General features: G+C 37.7%; 18 protein-coding genes. 7 read left to right on the forward strand and 11 right to left on the reverse strand.

Going from position 1 to position 16,772, the window contains the following annotated elements; translation table 11 throughout:
• Positions 1 to 17 precede the first annotated feature (17 nt).
• The 3 genes from BZK16_RS11390 to BZK16_RS11400 all read right to left on the reverse strand — a co-directional run bounded on the left by BZK16_RS11390 (position 18) and on the right by BZK16_RS11400 (position 3,749).
• Complete coding sequence (locus tag BZK16_RS11390) at positions 18 to 509, reverse strand: hypothetical protein (RefSeq protein WP_077929019.1); 492 nt, start codon at positions 507 to 509, stop codon at positions 18 to 20.
• A gap of 101 nt (positions 510 to 610) precedes the next feature.
• Entirely contained in the window at positions 611 to 2,233 is a 1,623-nt protein-coding gene (locus BZK16_RS11395) for an NAD(P)-binding protein (protein WP_233145287.1), read from the reverse strand.
• 1 nt (position 2,234) lies between these two features.
• On the reverse strand, positions 2,235 to 3,749 hold the full coding sequence (locus tag BZK16_RS11400; protein WP_077929020.1) for a polyamine aminopropyltransferase: 1,515 nt from the start codon (positions 3,747 to 3,749) through the stop codon (positions 2,235 to 2,237).
• 130 nt (positions 3,750 to 3,879) lie between these two features.
• On the opposite strand from BZK16_RS11400, the gene BZK16_RS11405 reads away from it, so the two are divergent.
• The 5 genes from BZK16_RS11405 to speD are packed head-to-tail and all read left to right on the forward strand — an operon-like array spanning position 3,880 to position 7,425.
• Positions 3,880 to 4,278 (forward strand): DUF350 domain-containing protein, encoded by a 399-nt coding sequence (locus tag BZK16_RS11405; RefSeq protein WP_077929021.1) that lies wholly within the window; start codon positions 3,880 to 3,882, stop codon positions 4,276 to 4,278.
• Between the two features lie 27 nt (positions 4,279 to 4,305).
• Positions 4,306 to 5,313 (forward strand): SPFH domain-containing protein, encoded by a 1,008-nt coding sequence (locus BZK16_RS11410; RefSeq protein WP_077929022.1) that lies wholly within the window; start codon positions 4,306 to 4,308, stop codon positions 5,311 to 5,313.
• Between the two features lie 9 nt (positions 5,314 to 5,322).
• On the forward strand, positions 5,323 to 6,909 hold the full coding sequence (locus BZK16_RS11415; RefSeq protein WP_077929023.1) for a DUF4178 domain-containing protein: 1,587 nt from the start codon (positions 5,323 to 5,325) through the stop codon (positions 6,907 to 6,909).
• A 15-nt stretch (positions 6,910 to 6,924) separates the two neighbouring features.
• On the forward strand, positions 6,925 to 7,065 hold the full coding sequence (locus BZK16_RS14475; protein ID WP_198932458.1) for a hypothetical protein: 141 nt from the start codon (positions 6,925 to 6,927) through the stop codon (positions 7,063 to 7,065).
• Positions 7,066 to 7,425 (forward strand): adenosylmethionine decarboxylase, encoded by a 360-nt coding sequence (gene speD / locus BZK16_RS11420; protein WP_077929024.1) that lies wholly within the window; start codon positions 7,066 to 7,068, stop codon positions 7,423 to 7,425. It begins immediately after the preceding gene.
• Positions 7,426 to 7,427: 2 nt separating this feature from the next.
• Here the strand turns inward: speD and pcnB are convergent, their stop codons facing one another.
• The 7 genes from pcnB to BZK16_RS11455 all read right to left on the reverse strand — a co-directional run bounded on the left by pcnB (position 7,428) and on the right by BZK16_RS11455 (position 14,321).
• Positions 7,428 to 8,666, reverse strand: coding sequence for a polynucleotide adenylyltransferase PcnB (gene pcnB, locus BZK16_RS11425; RefSeq protein WP_077929025.1), 1,239 nt, complete (start codon positions 8,664 to 8,666; stop codon positions 7,428 to 7,430).
• Positions 8,667 to 8,740: 74 nt separating this feature from the next.
• A complete protein-coding gene (rpsI, locus tag BZK16_RS11430; RefSeq protein ID WP_077926667.1) occupies positions 8,741 to 9,133 on the reverse strand; it encodes a 30S ribosomal protein S9 in 393 nt (130 codons plus the stop codon).
• A gap of 17 nt (positions 9,134 to 9,150) precedes the next feature.
• Positions 9,151 to 9,579 (reverse strand): 50S ribosomal protein L13, encoded by a 429-nt coding sequence (gene rplM, locus BZK16_RS11435; protein WP_077929026.1) that lies wholly within the window; start codon positions 9,577 to 9,579, stop codon positions 9,151 to 9,153.
• A gap of 180 nt (positions 9,580 to 9,759) precedes the next feature.
• Positions 9,760 to 11,430, reverse strand: a complete 1,671-nt coding sequence (locus BZK16_RS11440) for a glycerol-3-phosphate dehydrogenase/oxidase (protein WP_077929027.1) — start codon at positions 11,428 to 11,430, stop codon at positions 9,760 to 9,762.
• Positions 11,431 to 11,467: 37 nt separating this feature from the next.
• The gene (gene glpK, locus BZK16_RS11445; protein ID WP_077929028.1) at positions 11,468 to 12,967 is read right to left on the reverse strand and encodes a glycerol kinase GlpK; all 1,500 of its coding nucleotides are present in this window, start codon (positions 12,965 to 12,967) and stop codon (positions 11,468 to 11,470) included.
• A 9-nt stretch (positions 12,968 to 12,976) separates the two neighbouring features.
• A complete protein-coding gene (locus BZK16_RS11450) occupies positions 12,977 to 13,579 on the reverse strand; it encodes an MIP/aquaporin family protein (RefSeq protein ID WP_233145288.1) in 603 nt (200 codons plus the stop codon).
• On the reverse strand, positions 13,488 to 14,321 hold the full coding sequence (locus BZK16_RS11455) for an MIP/aquaporin family protein (RefSeq protein ID WP_077929030.1): 834 nt from the start codon (positions 14,319 to 14,321) through the stop codon (positions 13,488 to 13,490). The genes BZK16_RS11450 and BZK16_RS11455 overlap by 92 nt, the downstream gene beginning before the upstream one ends.
• A 198-nt stretch (positions 14,322 to 14,519) precedes the next feature.
• Here BZK16_RS11455 and BZK16_RS11460 point away from each other — a divergent pair, with 198 nt between their 5' ends.
• On the forward strand, positions 14,520 to 15,365 hold the full coding sequence (locus BZK16_RS11460; protein ID WP_233145289.1) for an alpha/beta hydrolase: 846 nt from the start codon (positions 14,520 to 14,522) through the stop codon (positions 15,363 to 15,365).
• A gap of 2 nt (positions 15,366 to 15,367) precedes the next feature.
• A complete protein-coding gene (locus BZK16_RS11465) occupies positions 15,368 to 15,757 on the forward strand; it encodes a YchJ family protein (RefSeq protein WP_233145290.1) in 390 nt (129 codons plus the stop codon).
• Between the two features lie 7 nt (positions 15,758 to 15,764).
• Here the strand turns inward: BZK16_RS11465 and BZK16_RS11470 are convergent, their stop codons facing one another.
• Positions 15,765 to 16,601 carry a DNA ligase gene (locus BZK16_RS11470; RefSeq protein WP_077929031.1) on the reverse strand — a complete coding sequence of 279 codons (837 nt, stop codon included), beginning with the start codon at positions 16,599 to 16,601 and terminating at the stop codon, positions 15,765 to 15,767.
• Positions 16,602 to 16,772 lie beyond the last annotated feature (171 nt).

Consider the following 16,772-nt stretch of genomic DNA (forward strand, 5'->3'; position numbering starts at 1 on the left):
AGTACCAGAATACCCATTTATTTGGCTTCACTCGCTGTTACTAAAGCTGACATTAAAGCTCCAAAATCAGCGGGTGTTACATCACTTATTTTAAAGTAAAATTTTCCCCCTTCTGGCCGCTGTATTTCATAATTTATTTTTATTTTTGATTGCCCTAAACCATCATGCACTATCATTACTAAATCTGCTGAACAAAAAGTCTGAATCCCATTTCTTCCTTCTTCTTTTATGTTAGCAATATTATATTTGGCAGTATTATATCCTCCCACTATCGGAGTAAATTTTACTTTTTCACCTGAAGATTCTGCCATTTTAGATGCCATGTCTGAAGAATATTTAGTAACTACATCAGCCCCACCAAACCTATCTACAATTTTGTTAATTGTCTTTACGTATTCATTTTTAACTATATTTACAGCATTTTTGTTTGCACAAATTTCTTCTTGTGCTTGCGCACAAGATGCTGAAAAAAATGAAACTAATAAAATTAATATTGTTTTTTTAATCATATTACAGAAAACCTATTTATATATTAATCAAATACTTATTTTTTTATCACTATAGAAAATTACATAATATTCAGATCCGATACGTTGCAAAACCTATCACATTAAACCTTTATTATCCCATTAGCCGCCTGAATTCCCCACCAGCTTGCTTCTTCAAAGATTGAATAGCCCGATAAATCACTGTGGGCAAATAGCAATCGTGAACGGTGATTACGTAAATTCAGCAGACCTTGATTGTGTAAAAAGCCTGGCATTGGGCTTGCCATTGCATGCCCGCGCACTGTTAAATCTGCATGCACAATACGATTCACAAATTCACGACCATAGAGCTTTTCTAAGTCTTCCGTTGCAAGCATCATCAATTCATCTTTTGTGACTTGATATTGCAACCAATCTCGCATTTCATTCGGCGTTTTCTTTTCCAATACTCGATAACTTGTGAATACTGTTTTCTCTGGCATTGCTACAGAAATATGTTGATGTGTGCTATTGATATAACCCAACGTTGGCCCTTGATAAACCACATTATCCCATGCCAATGGATAAGAAACATCTTCCGTAGGAAAGCCATTCAACACAAAATTACCAATCAACCACGGCGCATAATTAGGTAAATCTCGCTTCGCATCAAATCCATAACGCTCGAAATTTTTCACAATGTATTGCGTGATATAAATCGGTGCAGCACAGATCACATGTTTAGCTTTAATGCGATAACGCTGTTGATTTAGCAATACATCCACAATTACATGATCATCTTGTTCATCAATCGAAAGTGCACTGCCATCCATTTCATAGCGATAAGATTCTGCTAATTGATCAGGGAAACTTGTGAGTTTTTCAAAGCCAATCCAATCCCGTAATTTTTCAACTAACGTGCCTAAACCACCATCCCAAGTTAATAATTGATTACTATCTTGTGCGTGGGTTCGCGCCGCAAAATATTGAATGCCTGCCCAAGCAGAAACCTCTTCAATGCCTTGCCCATAATCATCCAAGCAACAGTAATTCAAATACCACAATAAAGATTCTGATTGATAACCTTGCTCTTTTAACCAAGTGGCAAAAGTGACTTGATCCAATTGTGTGAATGCTTCATCTTGCGATGATAATGCAATGGGGATTACAAAAGCACGTTTGCCATCCTTGCCATAGCTGTCTTGAAACACTTGGATTTGTGCGAAGAAGCGTTCGCCATCTTTATCCAATTCAGGTAATAGTTCTGGTTGCCATTTGTTATTTCTGAATAAACGCTCACTCGGTGCATGAACAATCGCCATTTCATCATATTGCCCATCTTTCAATAAATCTAAATCCTGCAACATTTCATGAATGTGTGTGGATTCTTTCGTTGGCTCTGCCAAGTAATGAGCACCTGTAGGATAATTTAAAAATTCATAATGACCACTTCTACTATTGCCGCTTCTTTCAGGGCCATTCAACAATAAGAATCGTGAATGCCCTTGCTTTTTCAATTGCCAAGCCGCAGAAATCGCCGCAACGCCACTGCCCACAATTAATGTATCTATCTCAATGGGTACGATATTTGGCTCATCTTTTGAAAAAGCATGTTCACGAATTGCATGCCCTAATTCCATTCCTGCAAAATTTACATTAATCGTAGGCTTTGCAGGTGTTCGTGAAAAATAAGTATAACTACCTAAACTAATCGTCGCGGTTAAGCCAATGCCATTAATGATGAATTGTCGTCGATTCCAGCTCATATTATGGTGTTGCCTTGCGCCAATCTTGCTCAAAGTATTTTACAAGGATTTGTGTATTCAAGTGATTTGCTTCTAGATCTGTTCTAACTGACATATCGAGTGGAAACTTAAACATTTGTGCTGTAGTTTCTTTATCCAAATAGCGCGTATTTACCTGATAACTTTCTGGGATCATAAAATTCCCATCACGATTGGCAAGAATATAACCCCATTCACCAAATGAAGGTACATAAGCATGATATGGCAATGTTTGCAGATCCGCTGCCTGTAACGTTTTATTGATGCTACCAAAAGCATGAGGCGCAAAATATGGTGAAGTGGATTGCACAACCATCACGCCATTCGGGGTTAAATGCTGTTTCACTAAACGATACATCGGCACAGAATAGAGTTTACCCAATGAGAAGTTGGAAGGGTCAGGTAGATCAATGATGATCACATCATATTGTTCTGTTTGCCTTTCCAACCACTTCGCGGCATCTTCATTCACAATTGTGACTTTATCGTTATTCAAAGCATTATCATTGAGAATAGTTAATTGAGCAGATGTTTTAAATAACTCCGTCATTTTGGGATCTAAATCCACTAATACGATAGATTTCACATCAGGATATTTCAATACTTCGCGCGTTGCTAAACCATCGCCACCGCCAAGAATCAATACTTTTTCTGCTTTGGGAACATTTTCCATTGCAGGTAAAACTAAAGCTTCATGATAACGAGCTTCATCCATCGAGGAGAATTGCAAATTTCCATTGATGAATAAACGCGTATCATCTTTATATTTTGTCAATACTAAGCGCTGATATGGCGAATTGTATTGGTACACAATCGGATCACCAAAGTAATGCTGTTCCGCTTTTTCTGTTAAATCATTCGCAAAGAAAAATGCTGTTAACAGTGCCACTAATACGATATTACCTTTGATCATCAGCATTTTATACTTTGGTAATTGCTCACGGAAAACATGGCAGGTAAAAATTGCCACCAATGTATTTAAAATACCGAATAACAGCGCACTTCTTGCCATGCCTAATTTGGGTGCCAATACTAATGGAAACAATAATGAAACTGCTAAAGCACCCATATAATCGAAGGTTAATACTTTACTCACCAACTCTTTAAAGTCTGTTTTGTATTGATTCATCACTCGCATTACAAGCGGAATTTCCATGCCCACAATCGTGCCAATGATGAAAACCAATGAATAAACAATCACACGAAATGGTGCAGAAGATAATCCAAATAGAATAAACAGCAGTAACGCACAAACGCCACCAATTAATCCCACAAGCAATTCAATATCAATGAATCGTGTTAATGCATCTTCATCTTTGATGTAGCGCGTTAAATGTGCACCAATCCCCATTGCAAAGAGATAACCACCAATGATCGTGGAAAATTGCAAAATAGAATCACCCAATAAATAACTGGCCAGAGCAGCAATGATGAGTTCATAAGCAAGCCCGCAGCTTGCCACCACAAAAACTGAGATGATGAGAGTACGATTAAACATTATTTAGAGCTGTATAATTATGATCATTAAAGGCTGAGATATTAGCATGTTCTCATGTTTTCAAGTGGGATAAAGTCAGAAAATATAGTAAAATCCAGTGATTACAATACCAAACTTCAAAGGCAACCTCATGAACGAATTAGTATCACAATATATTTTATACCTACAATACATTGCGCTTGCCGTCGTTATGACTGGTTGCTTCGCATTCATTTACCTCATCATTACGCCGTTGAAAGAGATCAAACTCATCAAAGAAGGTAACATTGCTTGTGCCATTTCATTTGGTGGCGCATTGATTGGTTTCTGTATCACAATCACATCCAGCATGAGCACATCATTATCATTACTTGGCTTCTTGATTTGGTCATTGTTAGCAACGATTATCCAATTATTAGTGTATTTCGTTGCCACTCGCATTGTGAAAAATGCCAGTGTGGAATTAGCTAACAACAACATCGCTGTGGGTTGTTTATTCGCGGCGTTTTCTATCGCTATCGGTTTAATCAACGGTGCAGCATTAAGTTAATCACTGCCAATCATTAAGGAGTAATGTATGGGCTTAGGTCGTTTTATTAAAAAGCAATTCATAGATGTTATTCAATGGCCAGATCCAAATCCTGAGCTATTGATGTGGCGCTTCCCGATTGCAGATGAAGAGATTCAAAATGGCGCAGCATTGATTGTGCGTGAATCGCAAGTGGCTTTGTTTGTGAATGAAGGCAAATTAGCAGATGAATTCACAGCGGGTTCTTATAAATTAACAACCAATAACTTGCCAGTTTTAACGAACTTAAAAAACTGGGACAAGCTATTTGAATCACCTTTTAAATCTGATGTTTATTTCTTCAACACGCGCCAACAATTAGCTTCTGGCTGGGGAACAGCACAACCGATCACAATTCGTGACAATGAATTTGGTTTAATCTCTGTGCGCGGTTTTGGTAACTATAGTTATCGTGTGATTGATTCTCGTAAATTCTTCACTGAAGTTGCGGGCATTACAGAAGAGTTTTATAAATCTCAATTGGATGATCAATTGCGTAATTTATGTGTGACAACATTGTCCACAATTTTAGGTAATAAAAATATCCCATTCATTGATATGGCTGCGAACTTAACGGAATTATCTAAATTAGTTCAGCAATCATTGCAAGAGCATTTTGGCAACTTAGGTTTGCAGTTGGAAAGCTTCTTAATCGAAAGCATCACATTGCCACCTGCATTGCAAAAGACATTGGATGATCGCATTTCTATGGGCATCATTGGTGATCTCTCTGCTTATACACAATACCAAATGGCGAACAGCATTCCATTAGCAGCGCAAAATGAAGGCGGTGCAGCAGGTGTTGGCATGAGCATGGGCGCAGGTTTAACGATGGGGCAAATGATGGCTGAAGCAATGCAGCAAAAGCCAGCCGCAGCTCAAGCAACAGCACCTACTAATGCCAATGATCACACTGCAAAATTATCTCAACTTAATGAGCTGCTACAAAAAGGCTTAATTACAGCAGAAGATTACGATACAGCTAAAGCTGAAGTTTTGCGTCAACTCATAGGATAATCATTCAATATGGCAACATTTTTCTCAGCATCATGCCCAAGTTGTGGGGCGAAAATTGACATTCAATCACAGACAACTTTGATGGTTGCCTGCCCGAAATGTCAATCTAACCTATTATTCAACAACAATAGCTTGGCATTATCTGGGGAACATTCTGCCATTTTGGAAGACTTCAGCGCCATTCAAATTGGTTCATCAGGCACGATTAAAAAAGAAATTTTCCAAGTAATTGGGCGATTACAAGTTCAATATCATGATAAAGATGACAAGCAAAAAGTCGGTGGCACTTGGAATGAATGGTACATCCAATTCAATTCAGGCAAAACTGGCTGGTTATCTGATAGCAATGGTAATTACGTTTATCTCGATCAATTAACATTAGAAGAAGATAAACCTCTGCCATTGCCTGCATTTCATGACATTACTGTCGGCAAAGAGCTTAAATTATCTCGCACTGGCTATTCATTTTATGCTTGTGATATTCGCAATGCAGTATTGTTACAAAATGCTGTGCAAGGTGAATTGCCTTTCATTCCTAAAAAAGATTTAGATATCCGTGTGGTGGATGCACGCGCTGAAGAGCGTTTCATCACTTTGGATTACACAGATCCCAAAAACTTAGAAGTTTTTATGGGATTTGCAGTTAATTTCCATCAGCTTTCTTGGCAAAACTTACGATCTGAACGAGATATCCAAGAAACTGCAGGTGAATTAAAAGGTGCAACACAAGAGAGTAAATGCCCAAATTGTGGCGGTAATATCCAATGGATCACAGGCGTTACTGAAAATGTGAACTGCCGTTATTGTGGTTCTGAAATTGCCATTAATTATAATGTTGCTGAATTAATTAAAGCTCATAATTTACGTGCTATTCAACGTGAAGCCATGGCTTTAGAGATTGGGCAAAAAGCTAAAATTGATGGCAAAGAATGGATTGTATTGGGCATGATGTGCCAATCTGAATTGGAAGGTGATCAAACACAACTCGCAATACAAAATAAAATGAAAAAAGATTTTGTGACATTCAGTGGCGATCAATGGCATGAATATCTGCTCTTCTCTTTTCCTGATCAATTCATGTGGCTTGTACAAAGCGGGCCAAATGATTGGGCTGTTTCTAATACACAAAATATTTGGCCGAAAATCGGACATAATCTTCGCCCGATTCATCCATCAGGACAACAATTGCCACGATTATATGATTATGGTGGCCGAGTAAAATTTGCTATTGGCTCATTCTATTATCAAGTGAGCCCAGGTGATATGACTTATTACATTGATTATGGCCGTGAAGATCAAAAGCTATCATTGGAAATGACAGACAATGAAATGAGCTGGAGCCGAGCAACGAGCGTTTCAATGAAGCGTTTGAATGAATGGTTTAAAGATTCTGGTGGATTGAAACAGATTTCCCCAAAGGCACAATCATCCTTGCTCACACATTCCAGTGATTATCATCCTAGATCCAACTCAGCAGCACTATTTCTTATTATATTTTTAGTGATCAACATTCCTATTTTTTTGATGGATTTTAGTCAGTTTATCATTTCAGCAATCATTGTCGGTGTATTACTGAATTCTATTTCAAATAACTAATCGGACATCATAACAATGAGAACTTTTTATACTTGGTATGCAATTATTATCATCACAATCGCAACAATTGTTAACTATACAACTGTAGATAATAACCGAAGTTATTCTTCAGGTAGAACTAGCAGTTATGGATCATCAAGTGGATGGCATAAATAAATGAATACACAATTCCATGCTCATGGACAACATGTCATCTTAGATTTATATGGCATCAATCACGCTCGATTAACCAATCCTAAGTTAATTGAATCAATAATGCAGAACGTCGCAACAGAACTTAAAGCAACGGTTCTACAATCGCATTTGCATCATTTTGGTGAGGATTTGGGCGTGACTGGCGTTTTGCTACTAGCAGAATCTCACATGAGTATTCATACATGGCCAGAAGCAGGCTTTGCTGCCATTGATATATTTATGTGCGGCAATAAAGATATGAATCAAGCCATTCAATTATTCATTCAAGCGTTTGCCCCAACTCAGCATGATGTCAAAATCATCCAGCGAGGCAAACCTTAACATTACTGTCTCTCTTGAGAATCAGCGTTTCTTTCCCAAGTCTTTTTCCAGAAATTTGCAGCATCTATAATCTCTTCAGATTCATAAGCATCTTTGCGTAATAATAAAAAATCATACGCAGCTTTGAATCTTGGATGATGCAGAATTTTACCAATGCCACCTTTCTGCTTTCTTGCCTTCACATTCGTTAAACGGAACTGATATTTCCATAAATCCGTAATTTGTGAAGAAATGCGCTTAGGAATCATTGTGTAATCTTGTTGTTTACGCAAGATTTTATCCGCAGCAATCGTACTCGCTTCATTCGACGCAACATTGTCTGAAATCAACACATGATATTCATCGAAGAATGGTTCCCATAATAATGCTGCATACAAGAAGTATGACGAAGCACCAAAACCATCATTGATACGATTATCAGAGTTATTCAACGCTGCGATCAATAAGTGTTCTTTAGGGTTATCCAATTCAATCAAAGCACGCTCTGTTTGCGGGAAAATTTGCCCAAACAAATGATAATGACGCAAACGATGATAAATCGCATTGCCCTGCCCATTCAATAAAAGTTTAATCACTTCATCAAACATTCTCGCTGGGGAAACCGTTTGCAACAAATAGCTCATTTGATGGATCGCTTCCACCAAATCTTTTGGCAATGCAAAACCCAATTTCACTTCAAAGCGCACGGCACGTAACATACGAACAGGATCTTCACGGAAACGCACATCAGGTTTACCTATCAACTTCAAAGAGCCTGATTTGAGATCCTCAAAGCCATTGGTATAATCAATGATGATATTATGAATTGGATCATAATAGAGCGCATTGAGCGTAAAGTCGCGGCGCACAGCATCATCTTCGATCGAGCCATACACATTATCACGCACCAAGAAACCATCATCATCCACTTTACGATCTTGCTTCGCATTATCGTCATTGGACTCTGCTCTAAATGTTGCAACTTCGATCACATCTCTGCCAAATAAAATGTGCGCTAAACGAAATCGTCTGCCCACTAAACGGCAGTTTCTGAATAAACGCTTGATCTGTTCTGGATGTGCATTCGTTGCAATATCAAAATCTTTCGGGGATTTATTCAATAATAAATCACGCACAGCACCACCCACAATGTAGGCTTCATAACCTGCATTGGTCAATGTAGTGATCACTTGTAACGCATTTTTGGAGATCTGTCTTGAGATTAAGCCATGATCTTCTGAGGTATATATTTTCTTATTCACACTGAATACTAAATAATAAAAAGAAAGCCTTTCTGCAATAGAAAGGCTTGTATTGTTGTAGAACTGTAAAACGATTAACGTTTTGAGAACTGAGTTGCACGACGAGCTTTACGTAAGCCAACTTTCTTACGTTCAACTTCACGAGCATCACGAGTTACATAACCAGCTTTACGTAATGGTGAGCGATTCACTTCATCATATTCGATCAACGCACGAGTTAAACCGTGACGAATTGCACCAGCTTGGCCAGATTGACCACCGCCAGAAACAGTTACGTATACGTCGAATTGCTCTGTTGCTTCCAACAACTCTAATGGTTGACGAACAACCATACATGCTGTTTTACGGCCGAAGTATTCGTCTAATGGTTTACCATTGATAACGATGCTTCCTGTACCTTTACGCAAGAAAACGCGAGCTGCTGAGGTCTTTCTACGACCTGTACCATAATTTTGGTTCACTGCCATGATTTATCTTCCTTAAATTAAAAGTCTAAAACTTTAGGTTGCTGTGCAGCATGAGTATGTTCAGGACCTACAACGATCTTCAATTTACGGAACATATCTCTACCCAAAACGTTCTTCGGCAACATACCTTTAACAGCGAGTTCTAAAACACGCGCAGGCTGGCTTTCTAACATTTTTTCTAAAGAAGTTTGTCTTAAGTGACCAACGTAACCTGTATGCTTGTAATAAATTTTTTGCTTCATTTTATTACCAGTTACACGTACTTTTTCAGCATTCACAATAATAATATAATCGCCTGTATCCACATGCGGTGTATATTCTGCTTTATGTTTGCCACGTAAACGTTTTGCAACTTCTGTTGCTAAACGACCAAGTGTTTTGCCTTCTGCATCAATCACATACCATTCGCGAACAACGTCAGCAGGTTTTGCACTAAATGTTTTCATTGAAAACTCCAAAAAATAAATAATCTCTAACTAAAAGCTATCTTATTGTTGCCCCAAGATGAAAGAGCCGAAGCTCTCATCCCGTTCACCTCAAAGCTTTTCTAAAAGACAACCACCGTTAGGGGTCGCTGGTAAACGATCGCACTATTCTACTTAAATTGAGGGATATTTCAAGCCTTATTACTGTTTTTCATCAGGAAAATCTGTCGCAAACTTAAAGGCTTGCTCTACATCGGCTCTCATGCGAGCGATTGTCTCTTCATCCCAATTAAAATATTTTGCCATATAACTAATCACACCTTCTTTTTCTTGCATTGCTTCTGCAATATTGAAAAATAAATGCCCAGTACGGCGAATCAAAAAGTCACATGGTGTCATCACACATTCGTGATTCAGTGCATACCATAATCTCAGTTGTGTTAAACGGCTCAAAGCTTCTGTATTTTCAATGGGATTGGCTTTAAATTCATCAAAGATGACATTAGAATTTGTGCCATAAAACTGAGCTAAAAATGCACTACCTGATTGAGATAAGCCTAATGATTCACCCAATTTTGCTTGCGCTTGAATGAACACAAAAAATTTAGATGAACCACCTATATCGCCCCCTGAAATCGGCTGATTTTTTGTCATGCAAGGCTTAAATTCTAAACTGAAATCACGCTGTAAAATACCTGCCAATTTATCCACAATCTCTTCTGCCATATGGCGATAACCTGTTAATTTACCACCTGCAATTGTCAATAACCCTGTTTCTGATTCCCAAATTTCATCTTTACGAGAAATTTCAGAAGGACTTTTACCTTCTTCCCAAATGAGCGGGCGAATTCCTGCCCAAGAAGATTCCACTTTATCTGCAGTTAATTGCACAGTTGGGAACATATAGTTCACTGCTGCAATGATATAATCACGATCAGTTTTTGTGGCAACTGGATTTTCTTTATTTGCTTCATACACAGTATCTGTTGTGCCAATATATGTTTTGCCATTGCGTGGCACAGCAAAGATCATGCGTTTATCTTTTTCAGTATCAAAATACACAGCTTGCTTCAATGGAAAATGCGTTTGATCCACTACTAAATGAATGCCTTTCGTTAAACGTAGATGCTTATTATTCGGTGTTGCTTTATCTTTTTTACGATTATCATCCACCCAAGGACCCGTCGCATTGATAACCTTTTTAGCTTGAATTGCAAATTCTGAATGACCAAACAGATCTTTCACATTCATGCCTGTAATCTGGTTTTGACCGTTATAGATGAAAGTTTCACCTTTCACATAATTTAGAACAGTTGCACCAAATTCCACTGCTTTTTTCATCACTTCGATGGTTAAACGCGCATCATCAGTGCGATATTCCACATAATAGCCTGCCCCCACCAATCCATCTTGACGAACCAATGGTGCTTTTTGGATGGTTTGCTGACGACTGAGCATACTTTTTTGTTCATCACGTTTCACGCCTGCCAATAAATCATAAACACGCAAGCCAATGGATGTGGATAATGGTCCAAAAGTACCGCCACGATGCATAGGTAAAAGCATCCATTCTGGTGTTGTGACATGTGGTCCATTTTCATATACAACAGCACGTTCACGTCCTGAATGCATTACAACACCAACTTGTAGCTGCTTCAAATATCGTAAGCCACCATGAATTAATTTGGTGGAACGGCTACTTGTACCCGCTGCAAAATCTTGCATTTCCACCAAGGCAACTTTCATGCCACGCTTAGAAGCATCCAGAGCAATTCCTGCACCAGTAATACCGCCACCAATGACCAAAACATCATAAGTTTCGTTCTGAAGTTTTTGAATAGTATTTTGACGATTCATACCTGAAAATGCCATGAATTGCTCCTTATCTTAAAATAACCAATACGATCTATTATATATTCGGTTTAAATGCCTGTGTTGCTTTAATTGCACATTCCCAACCATGATATAGCTTAGCACGTTCATCTTCTGCCATTTTTGGCATATATTTTTGATCCAACGACCAGTTTTGCTGGATTTCTTCTTGAGATGACCAATAGCCTGTCGCTAATCCTGCTAAATAGGCAGCGCCCAATGCTGTGGTTTCATTGATCTTAGGTCGATCCACTTCCACGCCTAAAATGTCTGATTGGAATTGCATTAAGAAATTATTCATAGCAGCGCCACCATCGACTCTCAATGCAGTCAATGTTAAGCCTGAATCCTTTTCCATCGCTTGCAATACATCTCGTGATTGATAAGCAATCGCTTCCAAAGTTGCACGGACAAAATGTTCCTTTTGTGTGCCACGCGTTAAGCCCAAAATTGCTCCACGCGCTTCAGAATCCCAATATGGCGTACCTAATCCAACAAAAGCAGGCACAACATAAACACCTTCAGCCGATGCAACTCGGCTTGCATAGTCTTCAGATAATTTTGCATGTTGGAACATACGTAAACCATCGCGCAACCATTGGATCGCAGAACCTGCCACAAAAATAGAACCTTCCAATGCGTATTCTACTTTGCCGTTGATACCCCAAGCCAAAGTCGTTAATAAGCCACTTTTTGACTTTACTTGCTTCTCACCAGTATTCATCAGCATGAAGCAACCAGTACCATAAGTATTTTTTGCCATGCCTTCTTTAAAGCAAGCCTGCCCAAATAATGCTGCTTGTTGATCACCTGCTGCACCTGAAATGGTAATTTCTTGCCCCAAAAAATTTTGCGCCAATGTTTTGCCATAGACTTCGGAAGATGAACAAACCTTCGGTAACATTGCAGCAGGGATTTTTAAAATATTTAAGAGTTCTTCATCCCATTTCAAATCATAGATGTTGTACATCAACGTGCGGCTAGCATTGGAATAATCGGTAACATGGGCAGCACCGCCTGTTAATTTCCAAATGAGCCAAGTGTCAATCGTGCCAAATAATAGCTCGCCTTTTTCAGCACGACTGCGTGCACCTTCCACATGATCCAAAATCCAAGCAACTTTTGTGCCAGAGAAATATGGATCTAACAATAAGCCTGTTTTTTCTTTAAATAATGGTTCATGGCCTGCTGATTTCAATTCATTACAAATTTTATCTGTTTGTCTGGATTGCCAAACTAACGCATTATAAATTGGCAAACCTGTTTCTTTATCCCAAATGACAGTAGTTTCACGCTGATTAGTAATACCAATTGTTGCAATTTGTTCAGGACTTAAATTATTTTCTGTGAGAACTTCGGTCACGACAGACAATACTGATGACCAAATTTCTGTAGGATCATGCTCAACCCAACCTGGATGCGGAAATATCTGACGGAATTCTTTTTGGGCAATGCCTTTAATATTGCCTGCTTTATCAAAAATAATTGCTCGTGTACTCGTTGTACCTTGATCAATGGCCATTACAAACTTTTGCATAATCACTCCTTATATCTCAGAACTTAATTCTACAATATGTTTTTCTGCTTGTTTTCGTTTTCCATATCGCAATAAATAAAAACACAGTACACTGCCAATCACCAACCAAACTAAGCTACCAAAGAAACTCATCGTATTAGAAGCACCTGTTCGGTAAAAAATCCCATAGAGCGCAGTCCCAATAATTGTACCAACAATTGGTCCTAAAACTGGCACAAATGCATAACACCAATTTGAATCTGTTTTACCTGCAATCGGCATTAATGCATGCATCAATCTTGGCCCAAAGTCACGGGCAGGGTTTATTGCATAACCTGTTGTACCACCTAAACTTAAACCAATAGCCATGATTAAGAACCCCACAACAACAGGTTGTAATCCACCTGTGAATTCATTGATCCCAATGAATAAGATCGCAAAAATCAAAATGGCTGTACCGATAATTTCAGAAACTAGATTAGATGGATAATCCTCAATTGCTGGTGTTGTGCAAAAAATATCACGCTTTGCAATTGCATTTTCAGTCACTGCAAAATGAGGTTTGAAATGCATCCAAACCAAAAAAGCTCCCAACATTGCACCTAAAACTTGCGCAATAATGTAACCTAGCACATGAACCCATGGAAATTNTCGTATTAGAAGCACCTGTTCGGTAAAAAATCCCATAGAGCGCAGTCCCAATAATTGTACCAACAATTGGTCCTAAAACTGGCACAAATGCATAACACCAATTTGAATCTGTTTTACCTGCAATCGGCATTAATGCATGCATCAATCTTGGCCCAAAGTCACGGGCAGGGTTTATTGCATAACCTGTTGTACCACCTAAACTTAAACCAATAGCCATGATTAAGAACCCCACAACAACAGGTTGTAATCCACCTGTGAATTCATTGATCCCAATGAATAAGATCGCAAAAATCAAAATGGCTGTACCGATAATTTCAGAAACTAGATTAGATGGATAATCCTCAATTGCTGGTGTTGTGCAAAAAATATCACGCTTTGCAATTGCATTTTCAGTCACTGCAAAATGAGGTTTGAAATGCATCCAAACCAAAAAAGCTCCCAACATTGCACCTAAAACTTGCGCAATAATGTAACCTAGCACATGAACCCATGGAAATTTATTCGCAATAGCTAATCCTACCGTAACTGCTGGATTAAAATGCCCACCACTATATTTCCCAACAGCATAGATGGCCAACATCACAGCAAACCCCCATCCCATGATAATTACAATCCAACCGCCACCAGCGGCTTTAGATTTATTCAACACGACATTTGCAACAACACCGCCACCAAAAAGAATCATAATGGCTGTGCCGATCAGTTCAGCAATATAACTTGGCATACATCCTCCATTGATTTAGAGTAAATATTATTTTTATGAATAAATTATGTTTATAGCATGTTAAAAACAAACTCATAATATCTGTTAGATGAAATATTTAAATGAAATTTGATCATTAACAAAGAATGATAGATAGCCTTTATTATTGAAAGCATCTTAATTATTATTGAAATCTTTAGATATGATGGATCCAACAAAGTGAGTGCTATTTATACTTATGCTGTTATTGAAGACATTGAGCTCAAAGCAGAATTCAAGCCAGCCAAAAACCCTTCTGATAAGCCAACCTTAATCTATATTCATGGTGGCGGATTTATCTTAGGTGAACGTGCTGACCTGCCAGAGCTATACATCAATATGCTCAATGACGCGGGCTATAATCTATTATTATTAGATTATCCTTTAGCGCCTGAAGCTGATCTTGCAATAATTCATCATTATTTAGCACAGGCTTTAGAATGGTTTCATGTGAATCATCAAGCTATTTTGGGGTTAAATTCCCCAAATTATTATTTATTTGGCAGATCCGCAGGCGCATATTTAGCATTGTTATTATCTGTTAAAAATCCATCCAAATATCAAAAAGGCATCATTGCATTTTATGGCTACTATTCAATGCTATCTGATGCATTCATAAAACCTAGTGATTATTACTTGCAGTTCCCTAAACATAGTTTTATGGATTTATATGACTTGACTGATCAAGGTATTTTAACTGAAGCCTCTGTTAAATCTCGCTATGTTTTATACATCGATTATAGACAGACAGGCGAATGGTTATCTAAGATTTTACCTGATCGTTCACAATGGGAATATTACAGTTTATCGGATCAAGAGCTATCCAAATTACCACGAACATTTTTAACTGCGAGCAATACAGATAAAGATGTCCCTTATGATTCCTCTGTACATTTATCTAACACAATCCCAAATAATGAGTTCCATCCCGTTGAAAACCAGTATCATGATTTTGATCGTGATTTTAATAATCCAATTTCTATTAATATCTATCAATCATTATTGAAATGGTTAAATGAAGCCTAATTATGAAAAAAACACCTTGCCCATGTAATCCTACAGCTGAGTATCACAACTGCTGCGAGCCTTATCATTTAGGTAAAACATATCCTACGCGACAAGAAACATTAATGCGCAGCAGGTATAGTGCTTATGTATTACATAATATCGATTATTTAAAATTAACTTGGCATAGCACAACATGCCCTAATGATTTTGATGATATGGATGCCACTAAATGGCTAGGCTTAAAAATCAATAAAATTCATGAAAATTCAGATAATCAAGAGTATTTTGTAGAATTTATCGCAAGATATAAAGATAGTAATCAAAATGGCAAAGCAGATAAGATCCATGAATTAAGCCGATTCATTTATGAAAATGAGCGACTTGTTTATATTGATGGAGAGTTTTTGTAATTACCCATTACTCCATTGCAGATAACCTCATTCGCTTATAGCGAGCGAATCGAGGCTTGCCATGTTTAGTTAGACCATTATAGATAAAGGCAACCATTTCACCTTTTTTGGGTGGATTTTTTCTCATTTCATCTGATAATCCTGAGCCAATATTCACAATCATACCATCTTCTAGCTTAAGAACTAACGCACCAACCATTCCTTTATACTTGCCTTTACCTGGTTTATAAGCAATGACTTGACCTTTGCTTTCATCATATTTCTTCACTTTCAATAAGTGATTCACTCGACCAGATCCGTAGAAAGCATCTTCATGATGCAACATCAATCCTTCACCCTTTTGTACGACTACATTATCTAATACTTTCTTTAATTCATTGATACTAGCTACACGATTTTGTGGGATCATTTGAACATAAGGCAACTTCAATGAAGGAATATACTCCTCCATATACTTAACGCGCTCTTTAAAAATCATATCTTCAGCTGGCATATCAAAAATCATATAATTCACTTTATGCCAGTCTTCTACATTGTTTGTGCCATTTAAAATTGGAATAATCTCTTCAAATTTATCTCTGCCTATCCACAGTTCACCATCTAAAGGTTTATCGCCTAACTTTTCAGTGAACCATTTAGGTGGGTTATAAGGATAACCTGTTTTACTATGTAGCTCTTTCCCATTCCAATAACCACGAAAGCCATCCAATTTTTCACTTACATAGTATTTAGTGAGATCAATATCCATATCTTCATGGAAGTATTTACCATGTTGTAAAGAATCTGCAAAAACAGGATATAAAAACATCAAACATAAAAGCATTTTTTGTAGAAAATATCTCATAAGTATCAAGCTTATATAGTAATAAATGAGATTTTATCTTACATAACTATACATTTAAGTTTGATTTATATTTTATATCCAGTGACTTTATAAGTATCTTATTCTAGGTCTCTAAGACTATTAGAATCAGTTTCTATTATTATAATATTCCAAACAACAAAAAGCCCACTC

Source organism: Wohlfahrtiimonas populi (genome assembly GCF_002006795.1).
In the GTDB taxonomy this organism is placed as follows: Bacteria; Pseudomonadota; Gammaproteobacteria; order Cardiobacteriales; family Wohlfahrtiimonadaceae; genus Wohlfahrtiimonas; species Wohlfahrtiimonas populi.

What these genes read in the sequence shown, in the direction of transcription:
- BZK16_RS11410 (WP_077929022.1), top strand. Translation starts at nt 4,306, where the DNA reads ATGGGCTTAGGTCGTTTTATTAAAAAGCAATTCATAGATGTTATTCAA.
- speD (WP_077929024.1), top strand. Translation starts at nt 7,066, where the DNA reads ATGAATACACAATTCCATGCTCATGGACAACATGTCATCTTAGATTTA.
- BZK16_RS11390 (WP_077929019.1), bottom strand. Translation starts at nt 509, where the DNA reads ATGATTAAAAAAACAATATTAATTTTATTAGTTTCATTTTTTTCAGCA.
- BZK16_RS11400 (WP_077929020.1), bottom strand. Translation starts at nt 3,749, where the DNA reads ATGTTTAATCGTACTCTCATCATCTCAGTTTTTGTGGTGGCAAGCTGC.
- rplM (WP_077929026.1), bottom strand. Translation starts at nt 9,579, where the DNA reads ATGAAAACATTTAGTGCAAAACCTGCTGACGTTGTTCGCGAATGGTAT.
- BZK16_RS11415 (WP_077929023.1), top strand. Translation starts at nt 5,323, where the DNA reads ATGGCAACATTTTTCTCAGCATCATGCCCAAGTTGTGGGGCGAAAATT.
- BZK16_RS11395 (WP_233145287.1), bottom strand. Translation starts at nt 2,233, where the DNA reads ATGAGCTGGAATCGACGACAATTCATCATTAATGGCATTGGCTTAACC.
- rpsI (WP_077926667.1), bottom strand. Translation starts at nt 9,133, where the DNA reads ATGGCAGTGAACCAAAATTATGGTACAGGTCGTAGAAAGACCTCAGCA.
- BZK16_RS11440 (WP_077929027.1), bottom strand. Translation starts at nt 11,430, where the DNA reads ATGGCATTTTCAGGTATGAATCGTCAAAATACTATTCAAAAACTTCAG.
- BZK16_RS14475 (WP_198932458.1), top strand. Translation starts at nt 6,925, where the DNA reads ATGAGAACTTTTTATACTTGGTATGCAATTATTATCATCACAATCGCA.
- BZK16_RS11465 (WP_233145290.1), top strand. Translation starts at nt 15,368, where the DNA reads ATGAAAAAAACACCTTGCCCATGTAATCCTACAGCTGAGTATCACAAC.
- BZK16_RS11405 (WP_077929021.1), top strand. Translation starts at nt 3,880, where the DNA reads ATGAACGAATTAGTATCACAATATATTTTATACCTACAATACATTGCG.
- glpK (WP_077929028.1), bottom strand. Translation starts at nt 12,967, where the DNA reads ATGCAAAAGTTTGTAATGGCCATTGATCAAGGTACAACGAGTACACGA.
- BZK16_RS11470 (WP_077929031.1), bottom strand. Translation starts at nt 16,601, where the DNA reads ATGAGATATTTTCTACAAAAAATGCTTTTATGTTTGATGTTTTTATAT.